This is a genomic window from Dehalococcoidia bacterium (assembly GCA_040902535.1).
Classification (GTDB): Bacteria; Chloroflexota; Dehalococcoidia; order DSTF01; family JACRBR01; genus JBBDXD01.
This window is the reverse complement of record JBBDXD010000015.1, coordinates 61171-77304: the sequence shown is the minus strand read 5'-3', so window position 1 is coordinate 77304 and position 16134 is coordinate 61171. Positions and strand designations below refer to the sequence as shown.

Here is a 16134-nt window from a genome sequence, read left to right as displayed (position 1 = left end):
TCATCGCGGGCGCGACTTCTCCCGCTTAGCGCCCGGTCAGCGGTCGACGACCTCGCGATCCTGGGCGCGCGCGGGATCTTGCTCCGGCAGGACGTCGGCGACCCAGTCGCCCTTCTTCCATGCGGGCACCGGTGTGTCGCAGGCGTCCTTCGGCACGAAACGCGAGCGTTCGACGAGCTGGTACTTGTGGATGTAGCGCGGGCAGTTCGGGAACACTTCGCGCGGCGTCACGCGGACGATGAACTGCGCCTCCGGATATTCGGCCATCAACGGATCGTTGGGATCGATGGAAGCCTCGCCGTTGACGCGCATCCGGTGCTGCTCTTCGAAGTTGATGAAGAGCATGCCGATCTGGCGCGTCTCGGCGAGATTGCCCATCGACAGGTACATGCCGTTGCCGTCGTAGTTGGGGAACGCGAGCGTGTGCGCATCGACGACACGCACGAAGCCGGGCTCGCCGCCCTTGTAGGAGCAGTTGGCGTGGCCATCGGCATCGACGGTGGCGAGGAAGAACATGTCGAGCACTTCGATGAAGGCCTTGTCGTGCGGGTCGAAGTGGTCTTTGACGATCGCTTCTCCGAGGCGGTCGGCGAGGCGGCGCGTATCGAAGCGTTCCTGAAGGGCGCGATTGCCTTCGTGGTACATGGTGTCGGTCATGGCGGCCTCCGAACGTTGTTCAGTGATCGAACGGTAGGGCGGGGGTGGATGGGATGTCAACGGGATCTGGAGGCTGGAGGCTGAAGGCTGGTCGCTGGTTGCTGGTCGCTGGTTGCTGGTTGCTGGTCGCTGGTTGCTGGTCGCTGGTTGCTGGTCGCTGGTTGCTGGTCGCTGGTCGCGGGTCGCCTGGGTCAGGATGGGCGGCGGCTGAACTCTTCGATTTCGCGGCGATGAGCGGCCATGTGGTCGGAGCCGTCGCTTTGCATGATGCGCTGCGCCGTCCTGCCTTGCTCGAATCGCTCTTCTGGCAGCGCTTCCGCCGCATCGATGAGTGCGGCGAACGCGGCGCGCAGCTCGTCGATGACGGCGGCTGCGGTCTTCGTGCGCGCTTCGGCGGCGTAGCCCGGGTTGCGCTCTTCGCCCGTGCCGTACTCCTCGCCTTCGGGCAACGGACGTTCTCCGCGCGCGAGCCGCTGCAGGATACGCGTGTCGAGCAGGGCCCAACCCGTGATGTGCGCGATGACCTCGCGCACGCTCCATTCGCCGATGCCGGGGATGGTGAGCGCCGCTTCGTCCAGCCCGCCGGTGGCCGCCAGGAGCAGCGCAAGCTCGTTGCGCACGGCGTCGATCTGTTGGCGCTTGTCCATGCCGGTCAGCCTTTCGCTATCCACTTCCGGCGCTCGGCGTACGTGCCGGGTTGCCCGGCGTTCACCCAGTACGCCGTATGCGCCTCCTCGATATCGTATTCGAACAGGCAGTCTTCGACGCGCACGTAATGAGCGTGTTCAGACGCGCGCTGCTTGAACGCCGCGTCGGTGATGAGCGAGGCGTGGCAACGGACGGAGAACTCGTCGTCGTCCTCGCCGGGGAGCATGTGGATGACGCAGCGCCCGTCGCGCAACTGGTCCTTAACCTTGGGAGACGAGGGCGGGGTGCAGACGAAGAGGCGTCCTTCGATGATGAATGGACAGACGGGGTGCAGTCGTGGGGCGCCGTTGCGGCGGATCGTTGCGAGATACGCCAGGTTGTGCTTTTCGAGCAGCGTGCGTCCTACGGCTGCGATGTCGGGCGCGGCGGTTTCGAATGCTGCCCAGGTTGCCATGTGCCTGCTCCTTCGACGTTACCAGACGAGCGCGGGCTTTCAGCCCGCGCGGTATAGCGCACCGCGTCTCACCCGCCACGAGAAGCGAGGCGACAGCCGGTCCCCGCTGTTGACGCCGATAAGCACACTCCAGGGACGTGGATCATACGACAGTGGTGCTGACAACGTTGTGGTCGGAGTCTTCGGTCGTCGGGCGTCCGTCGTCTGGAGGTTGGTGGCGGGCAGGCTCTGTGCGTGCGCTTGTCGGCGAGAACAGCCGGGGGCGGCTGTTCTCCACGCTTCGCGTGGCGAGTAGGCGTGTCGTGCGCTGTGCCGCGAGGGCTGAAAGCCCGCGCTCGATGGCGTGTGCGTTGTGGCGGGAGTCATCGGTCGTGAGTGGTCGGGAGGTTGGTGGCGGGCTGGCGCCGTGCGGGCGATTGACGATGTGAACAGCCGAGGGCGGCTGTTCTCCACGCTTCGCGTGGCGGGTGAGGCGTGCCGTGCGCGCCAAACGCACGTCGGCCATACTGCGGCGAATGGAGATTGCCGCCGAACCCCCGGTGGGCCGCCCGGATGCGCCGGTTATGCATGGCCAGCGCATCGACTGGACGCCGAAGGATGTGCTGTTCGGCGCACTCTGGTTCATCTTCCTGTTCCTGCTGGCGCCGCTGCCGTTCGTGCTGCCGCTGCTCGCGGTGTGGGACTCGGATTCCAGCGAGATTTTCGTCGCTTCGCTGATCGTGAGCGCGTTTTCGCAGGTCGGGCTGGTCGTGGTGGCGGTGCGCTTCACGATGCACAAGTACGGCGGCTCGTGGGAGCGGCTGGGGTTCCACCGTCCCTCCGTGGGGACATTTGGATGGGCGGCGGCGGCGATCTTCGGCGCGCTCCTCTGGTCGGCGGCCTACGGCGGCGTCATCGAGTGGTTCGATATCGACGCGTTGCGGGCGACGTGCGACGAGCAGATACCGGCAGACGTGCAAAACGATGTGGTGCTGTTGACGTTGACGAGCATCTTCGTCGTGACGTTTGCGCCCGTGTGCGAGGAGACGTTCTTCCGCGGGTTCGTGTTTCCGGGGCTAACGAAGTGGGGTGTGCCGGTGGCCGTCGCCGTCAGCGCGGGGCTGTTCGGGATCGCCCATGCGAATTACAAGGCGCTTGTTCCGATCCTGGGCATCGGCATGGTGTTCGCACTCGCCTATCTCAAGTCGGGAAACATCCTGACGACGGTGATCGCCCACTTCGCGTTCAACTGCATATCCGTGACGACGCTCTGGGCCGGGGACTGCGAACCGTCATGAGCCGTATCGAAGAGATGTTCGCGGGGGCGAAGGGCCGGGTTGCGTTCATGCCGTTCGCGACGGCGGGGCACCCGGACCTCGAATCCAGCATTGACATCGTCAAGGCGATGGTGGCGGGGGGTGCGGACGCGATTGAGCTGGGGATCCCGTTCAGCGACCCGCTGGCGGACGGGCCCTCGGTGCAGCGGTCGTCGTTCGTGGCGTTGCAGAACGGGACGACGCCGGCAGACGTGGTTGACGTCGTCCGCAGGCTGCGGGCGGACGGGGTTGCCGTGCCGCTGATCCTTATGGGATACTTCAACACTTTCCTCGCCTGTGGCGAGGAAGCGTTTATCTCGGACGCGGCTGCGGCCGGCGCCGACGGGTTCATCATCGTGGACCTGCCGCCGGAGGAGTCGGACGGGGTGCTGGCGATCTGCCGGAAGCTGGGCGCAGACCTGATCTTCCTGGTGGCGCCGACCTCGGACGGGACGCGGATCGAGCAGGTACTGAAGCGCGCATCCGGCTTCGTTTACTGCGTGGGTGTAGTGGGCGTGACGGGTGCGAGGAGCGAATTGGCGGCGGAGCTGCCGGCGTTCCTGCAGCGGTTGCGGTCGAAGACCGAGTTGCCGCTGGCGGTAGGATTTGGGATATCGAGGCGCGAGCACGTCGTGGCGCTGCAAGGTCTTGCGGACGCGGCGATCGTGGGAGCAGCCCTGGTAGACACAGTAGAGTCATCGCCTCGTGAAGAACGTGTGGAGCGAGTTCGCAGGTATGTTGAGGTGCTCACCGGCCGTATGGAGGCTAACGCGTAACGCCATCGTGGGTCTGATCGTGGACTCCGATGGCCGCGCGTGGTATCCCGCGGCCGGCGTCTTTGAGCGTGGATAAGCGTCCCGGCGGGACAGCCACGGAAGAGACGGCACCGGGGAGTACGAACGAGGCGATGCGGCTGCGTGGGATTCGCGGCGCGACTACGGTCGAGGCCAACACGAAAGAAGCGATTCTCCAGGCATCAAGCGAACTCCTCAGCGCCATCATCCAGGCCAACGAGATCAGCGTCGACGATGTCGCGAGCGCGTGGTTCACGACCACTCCCGACCTGAACGCAGAGTTCCCCGCCGTGGCGGCCCGCGACATGGGCTGGGCGCACGTCGCGCTCATGTGCGGTCACGAAATGTACGTCCCGGGCAGCCTGCCCATGTGCCTTCGGATCTTGATCCACGTGAACACGACGAAGGCGCAGGACGAAGTGAAGTTCGTGTACTTGCGGGGAGCGACGGCGCTGCGAAAAGACATCGCGGACGCCGGCTGAGCAACACCGACGATTACACCCCTAAGAGGGGCTGAGGAGGCGCAACGATGATGGTAATCATGAGGCCCGGTCACACCGGGCAACAGTTCGAAGACGTGATGAAACGGATCGAGGAGGCCGGCATGACCGGGCACCCGATCGTCGGAGTGGAGCGCACGGTGATCGGCGTCGTCGGCACCGAGCGCATGCACCCTGAGCTGGCAGACGACATCGAGACGATGGAGGGCGTCGAGGCGACGGTACGGATCAGTTCGCCGTACAAGCTTTCGAGCCGCGAGCTGCACCCGGTGGACACAATAGTCGACGTGCGCGGCGTCAAGATCGGCGAAGGCACGGTGACGGTGATGGCAGGGCCGTGCGCGATCGAGAGCGAAGAGCAGGTGATGGCGACGGCGCGCGCGGTGAAGGCGGCCGGCGCATCGGTGCTGCGGGGCGGCGCGTTCAAGCCACGGACATCGCCGTACGGCTTCCGGGGGCTCGAGGAGCAGGGGCTGAAGTTCTTGCGCCAGGCGAGCGACGAGACCGGGCTGCCCGTCGTGACGGAAGTGATGTCGGAATCGACGGTAGAAGTCGTCGCGAAGTACGCCGACATCCTGCAGATCGGGACGCGCAACGCGCAGAACTTCTTCCTGCTGGAAGAGGCGGCGCTGACGGGCAAGCCGGTGCTGCTCAAGCGCGGCATGTCATCGTCGGTGCAGGATTGGCTGCTCGCGGCTGAGTACATCCTGAATAAGGGCAACAAGGACCTGATCCTCTGCGAGCGCGGCATCCGCACGTTCGAGACGGCGACGCGCAACACGATGGACATCAACGCCATCCCGCTGGTGAAGGAGATGAGCCACCTGCCGATCATCGCCGACCCGAGCCATGGGACCGGCAAGGCGAAGCTCGTGCTGCCGGTGGGGCTGGGGATGGTCGCGGCGGGGGCGGACGGCCTGATCCTGGAGGTACACCCGAGCCCGGAGCACGCGCTCTGCGACGGCGCGCAGTCGCTGACGTTCGAGCAGTTCGGCGTGGTGATGGGCAAGACGGCGGCGATTGCGCACGCGATTGGTAAGCGCATCGAGAGCGAAGTGGCTGTGGGGGTTTAGGCGAGGACGGGAACCACAGAGGCACAGAGTTTTTTGTTGGGAAGCGCGGGCCGGGTGGCCCGCGTTTCTCACTATCCCGGCCGCGGGCGGCGTTTTCGGGGGAACGTCGACGAATCTCCACGCGCTTCGCTGATGCGCTTGGCGCCGGTTTGCACCACAACCCATGGATGGTGCAATCTCCCCTTGATAGCTGACCGAGTGAAAGCTGATTGTCATCATGCCGACCCCGCTTGTCTCGCTGTCCGTCCTCGTCATCCTGCTTGCCGCCGCAGTTGCGGCGTGTGATTCCGGTGATAAGGAGCGCATCGACGGGCAGAATGATGCGGCGGCGACGCGCGAGGCGAGCGTCGACTCGACCCGTGAGCCGCGCGGCGACGACGACGAGGCGACTGCCCGGCCCGCTGAGGATGGCGGCGGCGCCGTGGAGATCAGTGTCTTCGACCTGCGCGTCGGTGACTGCATTGCCCAGCGCGAAGGCGCGCCTTCGGGGGAAGACGGCGGCGTCGAGATGGTGCGCGTCGCGCCGTGCAACCACGCGGAGGTGAGCGGCGCCGTCACGGAGCTGTTCCTGGTCGAGGATCCCGTCGATCCGGAAAGTGCCTTTCCGGGCGAGGCGTTTCTCGAGGCCATGGCGGATGAGCGCTGCGATCGCGGCAAGCCGTTCACGTACCTGATCCCGCTTGCCGAAAGCTGGAGCAGCGGCGACCGGACGATCGTCTGCGTAGACGACTACACGGCGGTGTACGTGCTGGGCGGCTGCGTCGACGAGAGCGACCGGGCGATCGCGTGCGGGCACGAGGACGCGTTGCGCGTCGTGACGGCGCTGATCGACGTCAGCGACGAGTTCGATGCGAGCGCCGAGTATCCGGGCGTGGACTACTTCGACGAAGTGTTCGCGGACGAATGTCGCAGCGACGACGATTACTACCTGTATCCGACGGCCCGGTCATGGTCAGCGGGCGACCGGGAGGTCGTGTGTACGCGGCCGATGGAGTGATGTGCTCGCCGGCGGTTCGCCCCGCCCCTTGCGCGCGGGAGCATCCGCGCGCGGACGCAGCTGAAGCTACGTCCCTACGTTCCGCTATTGGGATGATGGTGTGCGCGGCGGCGGGTGCGGGCGTGACGAGATCCTTCGCATTCGCTCAGGATGACGGTATGCGGAGCGCGGTGTGCGGGGCGGCGGGCGTGCGTATAAGCAACGAGGGCGCAGCTAAAGCTACGCAGCCACATTTCCGGTATCAGGGTGATGGTGTGCGAGGCGGCGCGTTCGGCGGGGCTTGCAAGCCGGCTATGACCCGCAGGATCTCGTCGACGTGGTCGAGGACCATGAAGTGCCCTTCGCCGGGGTAAAAGCTCGAGATCACGTCCGGTAGCGCGACGATCTCCTGTCGCACGTGGCGCATCGGGACGATGCGGTCGTCCTCGCCGTGCCACCAGTGTACGCGGGCGCGCACATCTTCGAGTTCGAAGCCCCAGGGCTGCGTGTAGAGCCGCAGATCTTCGTCGAGCGCGCGCGTGCCCTGCGCGAATGCGTGGCGCAGGTTCTCGGCGAAGCCCTCGCGCAGGTCGCGGCGCTTCCAGAGCGCGCGATCGCGCTTTGAGAAGACGATGCTGCGCGCCGCCAGCGCCATCGTCAGGCGCGGATTACGTCGCACACCCCGTGCGACGAACGCGAAGTAGCCGCGGACGAAGAAGCGCGTGTGATGCGACCACCAGGCGAGCGCTTTGCGGTGCCACGGCGCACGCTTCGTGACCTGCGGCGGCTCGCCGCTGATCACCAGCGTGGCGACGAGGCGCCCGGGCATCGAGAGGGCGCAGGCGAGGGCGTACGGTCCGCCGCCGGAGAGGCCGGCGACGGCGAAGCGCTCGATCTGAAGCGCCGTTGCCACCTGCGCGACGTCGTCCGCCCACTGTTCGAGCGTGCGGCGGCGCTTGAACGTCGAGCGGCCGTATCCGGGCCGGTCGAGCGCGATGAGGCGCACAGCGTGGCGGCGGGCGGCGTCGTCGTACAGGGCGCCCTCGCGACGAGACCCGGGCCAGCCATGGAAGTAGAACGTCGGCATGCCGTAGGGGTCGCCGAACTCGGCGTAGGCGATGGTGCGGCCATCGGCGAGGGTGATGTCGCCTTCGTGGCGCGGCTGCTTCATGCCGACAGCTTACGCCGCTTTTGCGTCCTCGGCATCGGTCGCCTGGGACGTACGCACCGCCGGAATCGCGTCTGGTCCCCGTCGCTCGCGCGTCAGGCAAGGTCATCGGCGCATCTGGCATCATGCGGTCATGAAATTGCATTCCCCGGCGCTGCTCGTGCTCGTTGCCGTAGTTACGGCGTCGTTGCTGGCGGGTTGCGGCGATGATGCGCCCAGTGCGCCTCCGACGGCTGCGCCATCGCGGTTGCCCGTGATGCTGGAAGCGGATGTGCGTATCACGGCGACGGCGGACGGGAGCGACGTCCGCGAGGAGCCTGCCACGGAGGCGGACATCTTCGTCCAACGGGCCGTGTCGCCGGACGGTGCCCTCCGGCTCGCCATCGGCGACGGCGATGTGCGCATCGAGCAGACGGACGGCGGCGACGCGATCGTGATCGACGGCGTACGGGCCGATGCCACCGCGGGACTGAACGCGATCTGGTCGCCGCGCAGCGACCGTGCCCTGTTCGATGTCGCTTCGGACGGTGCGTCAGCGTTGTATCTCGTCAGCGCCGACGGCTCGGGGCCGGTCGACGTTGGCGCGGGGCTGACCGGCGAGGCGTTCCCGCTGGCGTGGTCGGACGACGGTTCGCGCCTCGCGTTCGGCGTGTTCGGAGGCGATGAAACGGCGCCGCTAAGCACGCTGTACGTCGCGGACGCCGACGGCGCGCAACGCATCGAGGTTGGCGCCTTCACGTTCCCGCAGGGCGACGGCGGCTGGGACCGGCCGCGCTTCTCGCCCGATAACCACCGCATCGTGGCGTTCTCGCCTGAGCCGGGACTCTCGCTGCGCATCTTCAATCTTGGCGGCGGGGAGGCTAACGACATTGGCGCCGGCGGTGTTAGGAAATTTTCGTGGTCGCCGGACGGGAGATCGCTGGCGTTCAGCCGCTTCGACCCGCAGGACCAGCGGTTGGCGATCTTCGCGTGGAACAACGGCAGCGGCGCGATGCGCGAACTCGCCGACGGCGATTGGCCGCGATGGTCCCCTGCGGGCGATCGCATTGCGTTCAAGCGGACGCTGCGTGACGGTATCGCATCGCAGGTTTACACGATGCGCAGCGACGGTTCCGGTGAGGTCGCCGTGGGACCGCCGGGGCGCTACAGCTTCGAAGAATTGACGTGGTCGGAGGGCGGCGCTGAGCTTTCGTTCACGCGGCCGGCGTTCAGCGCGTCGCAACTCTATCGCGTCGACCTGGCGGCAGGCCGCGCCGAGGCGGTGGGTGAGACGATCGGCGAGGCCGGCAATCCGCCTCGCAGCGTGTCGATCTCGCCGGACGGAGACGCGGCGGTCTACCTGCTGGACGCGTTTTCGCCGGGTGGCACGTGGCAGCTCGTCGACTTTTCGACGGGCGCTTCGACGCCGCTGGTTGCGAACGGTTTTCCCTTCGCAGATGTGCATTGGGCCGCGGATGGGCCGCGCGTTGCACTGGGCGGCGCGTCGGCTTCGGTCACGGAGCCCGGCGGTTCCGAGGCGCGGTCGCTCAAGACGGGCAACGCGCATAAAGTCGTGTTTTCGCCGGACGGGGCGCGCGTCGCGGTGCTGATGGTGGAGACGCTGATGATCGCCAGCGTGGAGGGCCCGGAACGCGACGTGGTGTACGAAGGTGAGGCTGAGCGCGACATCGTGCAGGACGTGGACTGGGCGCCGGACGGCGCACGCATCACGTTCACCGTGACGCATCAAGACGCATCCGGCGGTCGCGCGTCGACTTCGGCGTACGTCGCTGCGCTCGGTGGAGACGTGCGTGAGATCAGCTCGGTGGATCTCTATGGCGGGCTTGCGTACTGGTCGCCGGACGGCGAGACGCTCGCGCAGGTGCGCAAGGCGACGTTCACGGACCCGTACGAAGCCTGGTTGATGGACGCCGACGGCGCGAACGCGCGGAAGCTGGCGAGCGGCGCCGGCTACTGCTGCGAGCAGCTTCACTGGTCGCCGGACGGCGCGCGCATCGCGGTGTCGAGCGATCTGAGCAGCGTGGCGTTGATCGAGGTGGCGACCGGGGTTGTGACGACGGCGATCACGACGGGCGGCGGTTGCAGCGTCGCGATCGCGGGGTGGTCGGACGACGGCTCGGCGTTGTATGCCTATCCGGCGTGTACTGCGGGGATCTGATCGCCGGCGGTGTGCGCGACGCGACTGTGCGCGGGGATTCTTCGCTTCGCTTAGGATGACGGGTGTGCGGGGAGTTGGCGTGCGGGGTGGCGACTGTCTGCTGGGAGATTCTTCGCTTCGCTCTGAATGACGTCGCGTGCGCTCTGAGGGACGGGTGTGCGGGGACTTGCGGGACGCGAGACGGGCTGCTGTCAGGCGCCGGGATCGGCGCTCGTTTCGGCGTCGACGGCGGGGGCGGCGGGCTGTCCTGTGTCGCGCAAGTCGATGCGGGCGAGTGCGTGCAGCCGCGCCGCGATCTCTTCGCGGCTGCGCGGCATGTTGTGCGCGAGTTCGTTGACCTTGCTCACCAACTCATCGCGCGAGACGGCGGGGCGCTGCTGCATGAGCGAGATCTTCGGGTGATGCGTCGGCGCCAGCTTTTCGGTCGGGCTGACCAGCTCTTCGTGCAGCTTTTCGCCGGGGCGCAGGCCGGTGTAGACGATCTTGATGTCGCGTCCCGGCTCGTGGCCCTTCAGGCGGATCATCTTTTCGGCGAGGTCGGCGGTGCGGATCGGTTCGCCCATGTCCAGGATGAAGATCTGGGCCTGCTCCGCGAATGCCGACGCCTGGATCACCAGCGCCGCCGCCTCTTCGACGGCCATCTGGTAGCGCGTCGTCTCCGGATGCGTCAGCAGCACGGGGCCGCCGCGGTCGATCTGGCGGAGGAAGAGCGGCACGACGCTGCCGCGGCTGCCCATCACGTTGCCGAAGCGCACGGCGGCGAAGGCAGTCGCGCTGTCCTGGCCGATCGCTGTGATCAGCAACTCGCCGATACGTTTGGTGGCGCCGTAGACGTTGTCCGGGCTCACCGCCTTGTCGGTCGAGATGAAGACGAGTTTGGTGGCCTGCGCATCGTTGGCGGCCATGCACACGTTGAGCGTGCCGGCGACGTTCACGCGCATGGCGGCGTCCGGGTGGTCTTCCATCACGGGGATGTGCTTGTAGGCGGCGGCGTGGAAGACGATATCGGGGTGGGCCATGGCGAAGACGGCATCGACCTGGGAACGGTCGGAGACGTCGCAGAGCCAGATGCGCATCTTCGAGCCGTTCGCTTCGGACTCGAGGTCGCGCTGCAGGTCGTAGAGCCCCGTCTCATTGACATCGACGAGGTGAAGTGTCGAAGGGCCGTACGACAGGACCTGGCGCGCGATCTCCGACGCGATAAAGCCGGCGGCACCGGTGATCAGCACCGACTTACCGCGCAGGTAGGCGGCGCACATCTCCGCATCGATTTCGACCTGCTCGCGTCCCAGCAGGTCGTCGACGGTGACTTCGCGCAACTGCGACGCCTGCGACTCGTTGCGGACGAGTTCGCGCAGGCCGGGCATCGTGCGCATCGGCAGTCCGACGGACTGGACGATACCGACGATGTCGCGGATCACCGACCCGGGCGCTGACGGCATCGCCAGCGCCACGACGTCGACGCGCTTGCGGGCGCAGATCTCGGGGAGGTCATAGCGGTCGCCGAGCACGGTGACGGAGTGGATGCGCACACCGCGGAGGCGCCGGTCGTCGTCCACGTAGCCGATCGGCCGGTACTGCCAACGCGGGTTCTGCAGGAATTCGCGCGCCAGCAACTGGCCCGTGTGCCCGGCGCCGACGATCAAGACGTTCTTGACGCCGGCGTCGTAGCCGCCGAAGGGGTTGCGCGATGCCCAGAGCCGCGGCCAGAACTTGATCCCGCCCATCGCGAGCAACATGAGCGCCGGCGCGACGACATTCACGGTGAGCGGGATATGGCGCGGATTGAGGAACGCGTTGATGGCGAAGACGAAGATCGACACGACGCCGATCGACAGCGCCAGGTTGAACGCATCGACGATGCCGGCGTACTTCCAAGACGTGCGATAGATGCGGAAGAAGAAGTTGCCGATGATGTGGATGGCGGCGAGAAACGGCGATACGACGAAGAAGAAGTCGATCGACTCGGACGGGACGTTGCCGTCGAAGCGGAGCGCGAGGGCGGCCGCGTAGGCGGCGAAGACGACGGCCGCATCGAGCGCGATATCGGGCAGCGAGCGGGCGACGTTGCGGAGCGAGGTGCTCATGAGCCGCCGGGGGCTCGTGAACTGAGCCGGCAGAGGATTGCAGGTAGTGCGGGTAGCCGTTCGTTCGGCCGGTCGTCCGTGGCGTGCCTCCCTGCCCACCGTGGGCGCACCTGGTGCAGCCTTCGAACCGTTTCCAACCCGACCTCGGGTCAGCGCGCGCCTTTGCGCGTCAGGACCGCCGGCAACGTCATCGCGAGGATCTGCAGGTCGCGGATCAACGAGTGGTTGTCGACGTAATCAAGATCGTAGTTCATGGTTTCTTCGTACGTCAAATCCGCGCGTCCGTTGATTTGCGCCAGTCCCGTGATGCCCGGCTTGACATCGTGGCGGCGGTGATACTCCTGCGGGTACTGGCGGACGAGTTCGGGGATCTCCGGGCGCGGGCCGACGAGCCGCATATCGCCCCGTAGCACGTTCCAGAAGTTCGGCAACTCATCGAGGCTCGTCGCGCGGAGGAGGCGGCCGGCGCGGGTCAAGCGGGAACTGGGCGTCGTGAAGACGAACGTGCGGAAGTGCTCCGGATCGAGCTTTGGCGTCTCGTAAGGCTTGTGGCCGTCGTGGGACATCGAGCGGTACTTGTAGAAGCGGAAGACCTTGCCTCGCAGCCCGATCCGGTCCTGGGCGAAGATGACCGGCCCGCGCGAGTCGATCTTGATCGCCGCGGCGATCAGCGGGTACGTGACCACGAACAGGCACAGCCCGATAACACCGACGACGATGTCGAACGCGCGATCCAGCATGCTTCTCTTAGCTGCGTTGCTCTCGAACGATGTCTTCAACCGCGGTCGCCACCCTGTCCACTTCCGATTCCGTCATGCGAGTGTACAGCGGCAGCGAGATCATGGTCTCGAACGCGCCATCGGCGACGGGGAAGTCGCCGGGCGCCCATCCGTACCGCTCCCGATAATACGGGTGATGGTGGATGGGGATAAAGTGCACGGACGCGCCGATGCCACGCTCCTTCAACTGCACGATGAACTGATCGCGGCCGATGCGCAGGCGCTCCGGTCGCACGCGGATCACGTAGAGATGCCACGCGTGCGTCGTGCCGCTGCGCTCGATGGGCCGGGCGATCTCCGATAGAGGCGCGAAGCGCTCGTTGAAGCGCCCGGCGAGCGTGCGGCGCTTCGCCTGGAACTCATCGATGCGGGCGAACTGGGCATGGCCGAGCGCGGCCTGAAAGTCGCTCATGGCGTAGTTGTAGCCGGCGGCGAGCACACGGTACGCCCACGAGCCGCGCTGCGTGTAGCGGTCCCAGGCGTCGTTGCTCATGCCGTGCAGTGCGAGCAGGCAGGCACGGTCGGCGAGCGCGTCGTCGTCCGTGGTGAGCATGCCGCCGCGTCCGGAGGTGACGTTTTTCGTCGGGTAGAAGCTGAACACCGTCGCATCGCCGAAGGCGCCGATGTTGCGGCCGCCGATCTGCGTGCCGATGGCATGCGCCGCATCTTCGATGACGCGCAGGTTGTGCTGCTTCGCGAGCGCAGCGATCTCCTCCATGCGGCAGGCGGAACCGCCATGGTGCACGGGCATGATCGCCTTTGTGCGAGCGGTGATCGCCCGTTCGATAGCGGCGGGGTCGATGCAGTAGTCATCGGCGCAAATATCGGCGAGGACGGGCGTAGCGCCGGTGTGGATGATCACGTTCACCGTGGCGGCGAACGTCGTGGGGGTCGTGATCACTTCGTCGCCATCGCCGATGTCGCTGCAGATCAGTGCCAGGTGCATGCCCGCAGTCGCCGAGTCGAGCGCAATCGCGTGCTTCGTGCCGGCGTAACGCGCGAAGTCCTCCTCGAACGCGCGGACGCGCGGACCGGGCGCCAGCCAGCTCGATCGCAGCACGTCGACGACGGCATGGATCTCGGCTTCGGAGATATCGGGCAGGTTATACGGGAGGAAGTCTTCGCTCATTCGCTGATCACGCGGACGCCGTCATCGCCGACGGGCACGTTTGCGAAGCGGAAAACGTCGGCCACGTTGATGCCTTCATCGAGCGTGGCCTCGAAGGTGCGCGAGTCGATGCCGAAGGCGGCCTGGGCGTTGAAGTCGTCTTCGAAGCGCACGGTGATCTGGCGCCCGCTCTGGCGCACAGAATCGATCGCAGCGGCGTTGCGGATCATCTGTTCGAGCGTAATGGGCGGATTGGTCGTCGCCTCGTCCGTGTCGAGCACGGCACAGACGGCCGCGGCGGCGACAGCGACGACGGCCGCGATGAGCAGATAGCTGATACGCGTGAGGATCATGCGTCCCTCCTGCGCCCGGCGAGGCGTGCCCGACCCATGGTAGCGGAAGCAGCGACGACGGCGAGTTGGGCGCTAGTCCGCCGGGCGCGTGACGTGCGTGCTCGCCGACGCGTCTCCCGCCGCGCGCTCGCCGGTAAGGTAGCGTCGGACGACGTTTGCGACGCCGGCGAGAAATCCGATCCCGTAGGCGATGTGGATGCTCGCAAACACGAGTGGCAGCACCGGCAGGTGTTGCAGCCCGCGCCGAAACGCCGCAAGCAACGACGCGCAGGCGGTGGCGAGTGCGTAAGCGCCAACGAGACGTCGCAGCGGGGTAGCCCGGCCGCGCAGAACGAGCACCGAGGCAACGGCGAGCGCACCGACGAATGCTGCTGGCGCGAGCTGACGGGGCTGCGCCTGCGCAGGGTGCAGCCGCAGGACCTCCGGTTTCGCGCGGCCGTACGAAAAGTACTGGCGCCAGAGCCCGCGCAAGTTATCGCGCACGGTGTATGTCGCGCGCAGTTCGGGCAGCATGAGGATGACACCGCCGGCATCGCGCAGACGGTAGTTGAACTCGTCGTCTTCGCCGGCATCGATATCCTCGCGGAAGCCTCCGAGAATGTCGAAGACGCGACGGCGGCAGGCGCCGAACGCGACGGTATCGACGGGGCCGGCGGAGCCGCCGGTGCGAAACGCCGCGCCGCCGGCGCCGAAGCGTGATGACATCGCCGCGGCGATGGCGCGACCGGCGTAGGTGTCGCCTTCGCTGTGCAGGACGCCGCCGACGCAGTCCGCACCGGAGGCGTCGAGCGCGTGGACGGCGCGCCTCAGGTAGTCGGGCGCGAGCGTGGCGTGACCGTCGATGCGGACGATGATGTCACCGCGCGCGAGGCGGAGGCCGATGTTCATGGCGGCAGCGGCCGTGCGCGCGGGATTATCGATGAGGCGCGTGTCGAGCGTCGACTCGGCGGCGAAGCGCGTGATGATTTCGCGCGTGCGGTCGTCGGAGCGGCCATCGACAACGAGCACCTCGATGCGCTCGCGGGGGTAGTCCTGGCGGGCGAGGCTGTAGAGGCAGCGTTCTATGTAGCGCTCCTCGTTGCGGACCGGCGCGATGACGGTGACGAAGGGCTCCATGCCGCGAACGTAGCATTTGCTCGTGGCTGGTCGCTAGTCGCTGGTTGCTGGTTGCTGGTTGGTGGTTGGCACGGCGGACCTCACCCCCCGGCCCCCTCTCCGTCGGGCGGAGAGGGGGAGTTTTGTTTTTGCGCGCGAAGCGGCTGCGATGCGTGTTGCGGGGCAGGGTCGCCGCGAGGAGATCCTTCGCGCGCTTCGCTTGCTCTGGATGACGGGTTTTGTGGCTTGGCCGCTCGCAGCCTTCTTGACGTGCCGCATGGGGGGCGGGCGTATGCTTGCCTCCACCAACGACCAACCAGCAGCGACCAGGAGACCAGCACATGGCCACATACATCGTCCTCTACAAGTTCACCGCCGACGGCGCGAAGACGATCCGGGAGAGCGTCAAGCGCACTGGGCGGATCCGGCAAGACAACGCGCGCCGTGGCTTCAAGGTGATGGACGTATTCTGGACGCAGGGCCCGTACGACATGGTGGCGATCGTCGATGCGCCGACCGAAGAGGCGATGATGGGCGCGATGATGAACGTGGTGTCGGCGGGCAACGTGTCGAGCACGACGATGCGCGCGTTCGATGCGCCGGCGATGTCGCGCATCCTCGCAACGGTGCCGTCGCTGGAGGACGAGCGGGCGCCGGCGAAGAAGTCCGCCGCGAAGGGCGCAAGAGCGCCAAAGAAGGCGTCGGGCCGCTGAGTCGCCGCGCCGAACACTGCGTCCTGCAACGCATCGATCCGCGTCCCCGTCATTCAGAGCGCAGCGAAGAATCTCCCAGCACGACAACCATGAGCGCACGCGAAGGATCCCGCCGTGCAACGCACCACTCACCACCACGCCGTCATTCAGAGCGCAGCGAAGAATCTCCCAGCACGACAACCCTGAGCGCACGCGAAGGATCCCGCCATGCAACGCACCGATCACCACCACGCCGTCATTCAGAGCGCAGCGAAGAATCTCCCAGCACGACAACCC

At 66.7% G+C, this 16134-nt stretch carries 16 protein-coding genes; 7 read left to right on the top strand and 9 right to left on the bottom strand.

All coding sequences use genetic code 11. The annotated features are described in order from the left end of the window. Positions 1 to 36: 36 nt before the first annotated feature. From WEB52_07505 to WEB52_07495, 3 genes are all read right to left on the bottom strand, one after another. Positions 37 to 657, bottom strand: coding sequence for a pyridoxamine 5'-phosphate oxidase family protein (locus tag WEB52_07505; GenBank protein MEX2226276.1), 621 nt, complete (start codon positions 655 to 657; stop codon positions 37 to 39). A 191-nt stretch (positions 658 to 848) separates the two neighbouring features. After that, the gene (locus WEB52_07500) at positions 849 to 1304 is read right to left on the bottom strand and encodes a DinB family protein (protein ID MEX2226275.1); all 456 of its coding nucleotides are present in this window, start codon (positions 1302 to 1304) and stop codon (positions 849 to 851) included. Positions 1305 to 1309: 5 nt separating this feature from the next. Next, positions 1310 to 1759 (bottom strand): pyridoxamine 5'-phosphate oxidase family protein, encoded by a 450-nt coding sequence (locus tag WEB52_07495; GenBank protein MEX2226274.1) that lies wholly within the window; start codon positions 1757 to 1759, stop codon positions 1310 to 1312. A 515-nt stretch (positions 1760 to 2274) separates the two neighbouring features. Here WEB52_07495 and WEB52_07490 point away from each other — a divergent pair. The 5 genes from WEB52_07490 (at position 2275) to WEB52_07470 (ending at position 6418) form a co-directional block, all read left to right on the top strand. Continuing rightward, positions 2275 to 3036: a type II CAAX endopeptidase family protein gene (locus WEB52_07490; GenBank protein MEX2226273.1), complete on the top strand. Its 762-nt coding sequence runs from the start codon at positions 2275 to 2277 to the stop codon at positions 3034 to 3036. Then, entirely contained in the window at positions 3033 to 3830 is a 798-nt protein-coding gene (gene trpA / locus WEB52_07485) for a tryptophan synthase subunit alpha (GenBank protein ID MEX2226272.1), read from the top strand. The genes WEB52_07490 and trpA overlap by 4 nt, the downstream gene beginning before the upstream one ends. A gap of 131 nt (positions 3831 to 3961) precedes the next feature. Beyond that, positions 3962 to 4330 carry a chorismate mutase gene (aroH, locus tag WEB52_07480; protein ID MEX2226271.1) on the top strand — a complete coding sequence of 123 codons (369 nt, stop codon included), beginning with the start codon at positions 3962 to 3964 and terminating at the stop codon, positions 4328 to 4330. Between the two features lie 47 nt (positions 4331 to 4377). Continuing rightward, positions 4378 to 5421: a 3-deoxy-7-phosphoheptulonate synthase gene (gene aroF, locus WEB52_07475; GenBank protein ID MEX2226270.1), complete on the top strand. Its 1044-nt coding sequence runs from the start codon at positions 4378 to 4380 to the stop codon at positions 5419 to 5421. Between the two features lie 217 nt (positions 5422 to 5638). Next, positions 5639 to 6418 (top strand): hypothetical protein, encoded by a 780-nt coding sequence (locus WEB52_07470; protein ID MEX2226269.1) that lies wholly within the window; start codon positions 5639 to 5641, stop codon positions 6416 to 6418. A 241-nt stretch (positions 6419 to 6659) separates the two neighbouring features. Here WEB52_07470 and WEB52_07465 read toward each other — a convergent pair whose 3' ends face one another. After that, positions 6660 to 7568, bottom strand: coding sequence for an alpha/beta hydrolase (locus WEB52_07465; protein MEX2226268.1), 909 nt, complete (start codon positions 7566 to 7568; stop codon positions 6660 to 6662). 130 nt (positions 7569 to 7698) lie between these two features. On the opposite strand from WEB52_07465, the gene WEB52_07460 reads away from it, so the two are divergent. Next, the gene (locus WEB52_07460; GenBank protein ID MEX2226267.1) at positions 7699 to 9723 is read left to right on the top strand and encodes a hypothetical protein; all 2025 of its coding nucleotides are present in this window, start codon (positions 7699 to 7701) and stop codon (positions 9721 to 9723) included. Positions 9724 to 9914: 191 nt separating this feature from the next. On the opposite strand, the gene WEB52_07455 is transcribed toward WEB52_07460, so the two are convergent. The 5 genes from WEB52_07455 to WEB52_07435 form a co-directional block, all read right to left on the bottom strand. Then, positions 9915 to 11810, bottom strand: coding sequence for a nucleoside-diphosphate sugar epimerase/dehydratase (locus WEB52_07455; protein ID MEX2226266.1), 1896 nt, complete (start codon positions 11808 to 11810; stop codon positions 9915 to 9917). 149 nt (positions 11811 to 11959) lie between these two features. After that, positions 11960 to 12550 (bottom strand): sugar transferase, encoded by a 591-nt coding sequence (locus WEB52_07450; GenBank protein ID MEX2226265.1) that lies wholly within the window; start codon positions 12548 to 12550, stop codon positions 11960 to 11962. A gap of 7 nt (positions 12551 to 12557) precedes the next feature. Further along, positions 12558 to 13718 (bottom strand): DegT/DnrJ/EryC1/StrS aminotransferase family protein, encoded by a 1161-nt coding sequence (locus WEB52_07445; protein MEX2226264.1) that lies wholly within the window; start codon positions 13716 to 13718, stop codon positions 12558 to 12560. After that, positions 13715 to 14050, bottom strand: coding sequence for a hypothetical protein (locus WEB52_07440; protein MEX2226263.1), 336 nt, complete (start codon positions 14048 to 14050; stop codon positions 13715 to 13717). The genes WEB52_07445 and WEB52_07440 overlap by 4 nt, the downstream gene beginning before the upstream one ends. A gap of 72 nt (positions 14051 to 14122) precedes the next feature. Then, a complete protein-coding gene (locus WEB52_07435) occupies positions 14123 to 15166 on the bottom strand; it encodes a glycosyltransferase family 2 protein (GenBank protein ID MEX2226262.1) in 1044 nt (347 codons plus the stop codon). Positions 15167 to 15486: 320 nt separating this feature from the next. Between WEB52_07435 and WEB52_07430 the strand changes: the two genes are divergently transcribed. Continuing rightward, complete coding sequence (locus WEB52_07430; GenBank protein MEX2226261.1) at positions 15487 to 15858, top strand: GYD domain-containing protein; 372 nt, start codon at positions 15487 to 15489, stop codon at positions 15856 to 15858. The last annotated feature ends 276 nt before the right edge of the window (positions 15859 to 16134 follow it).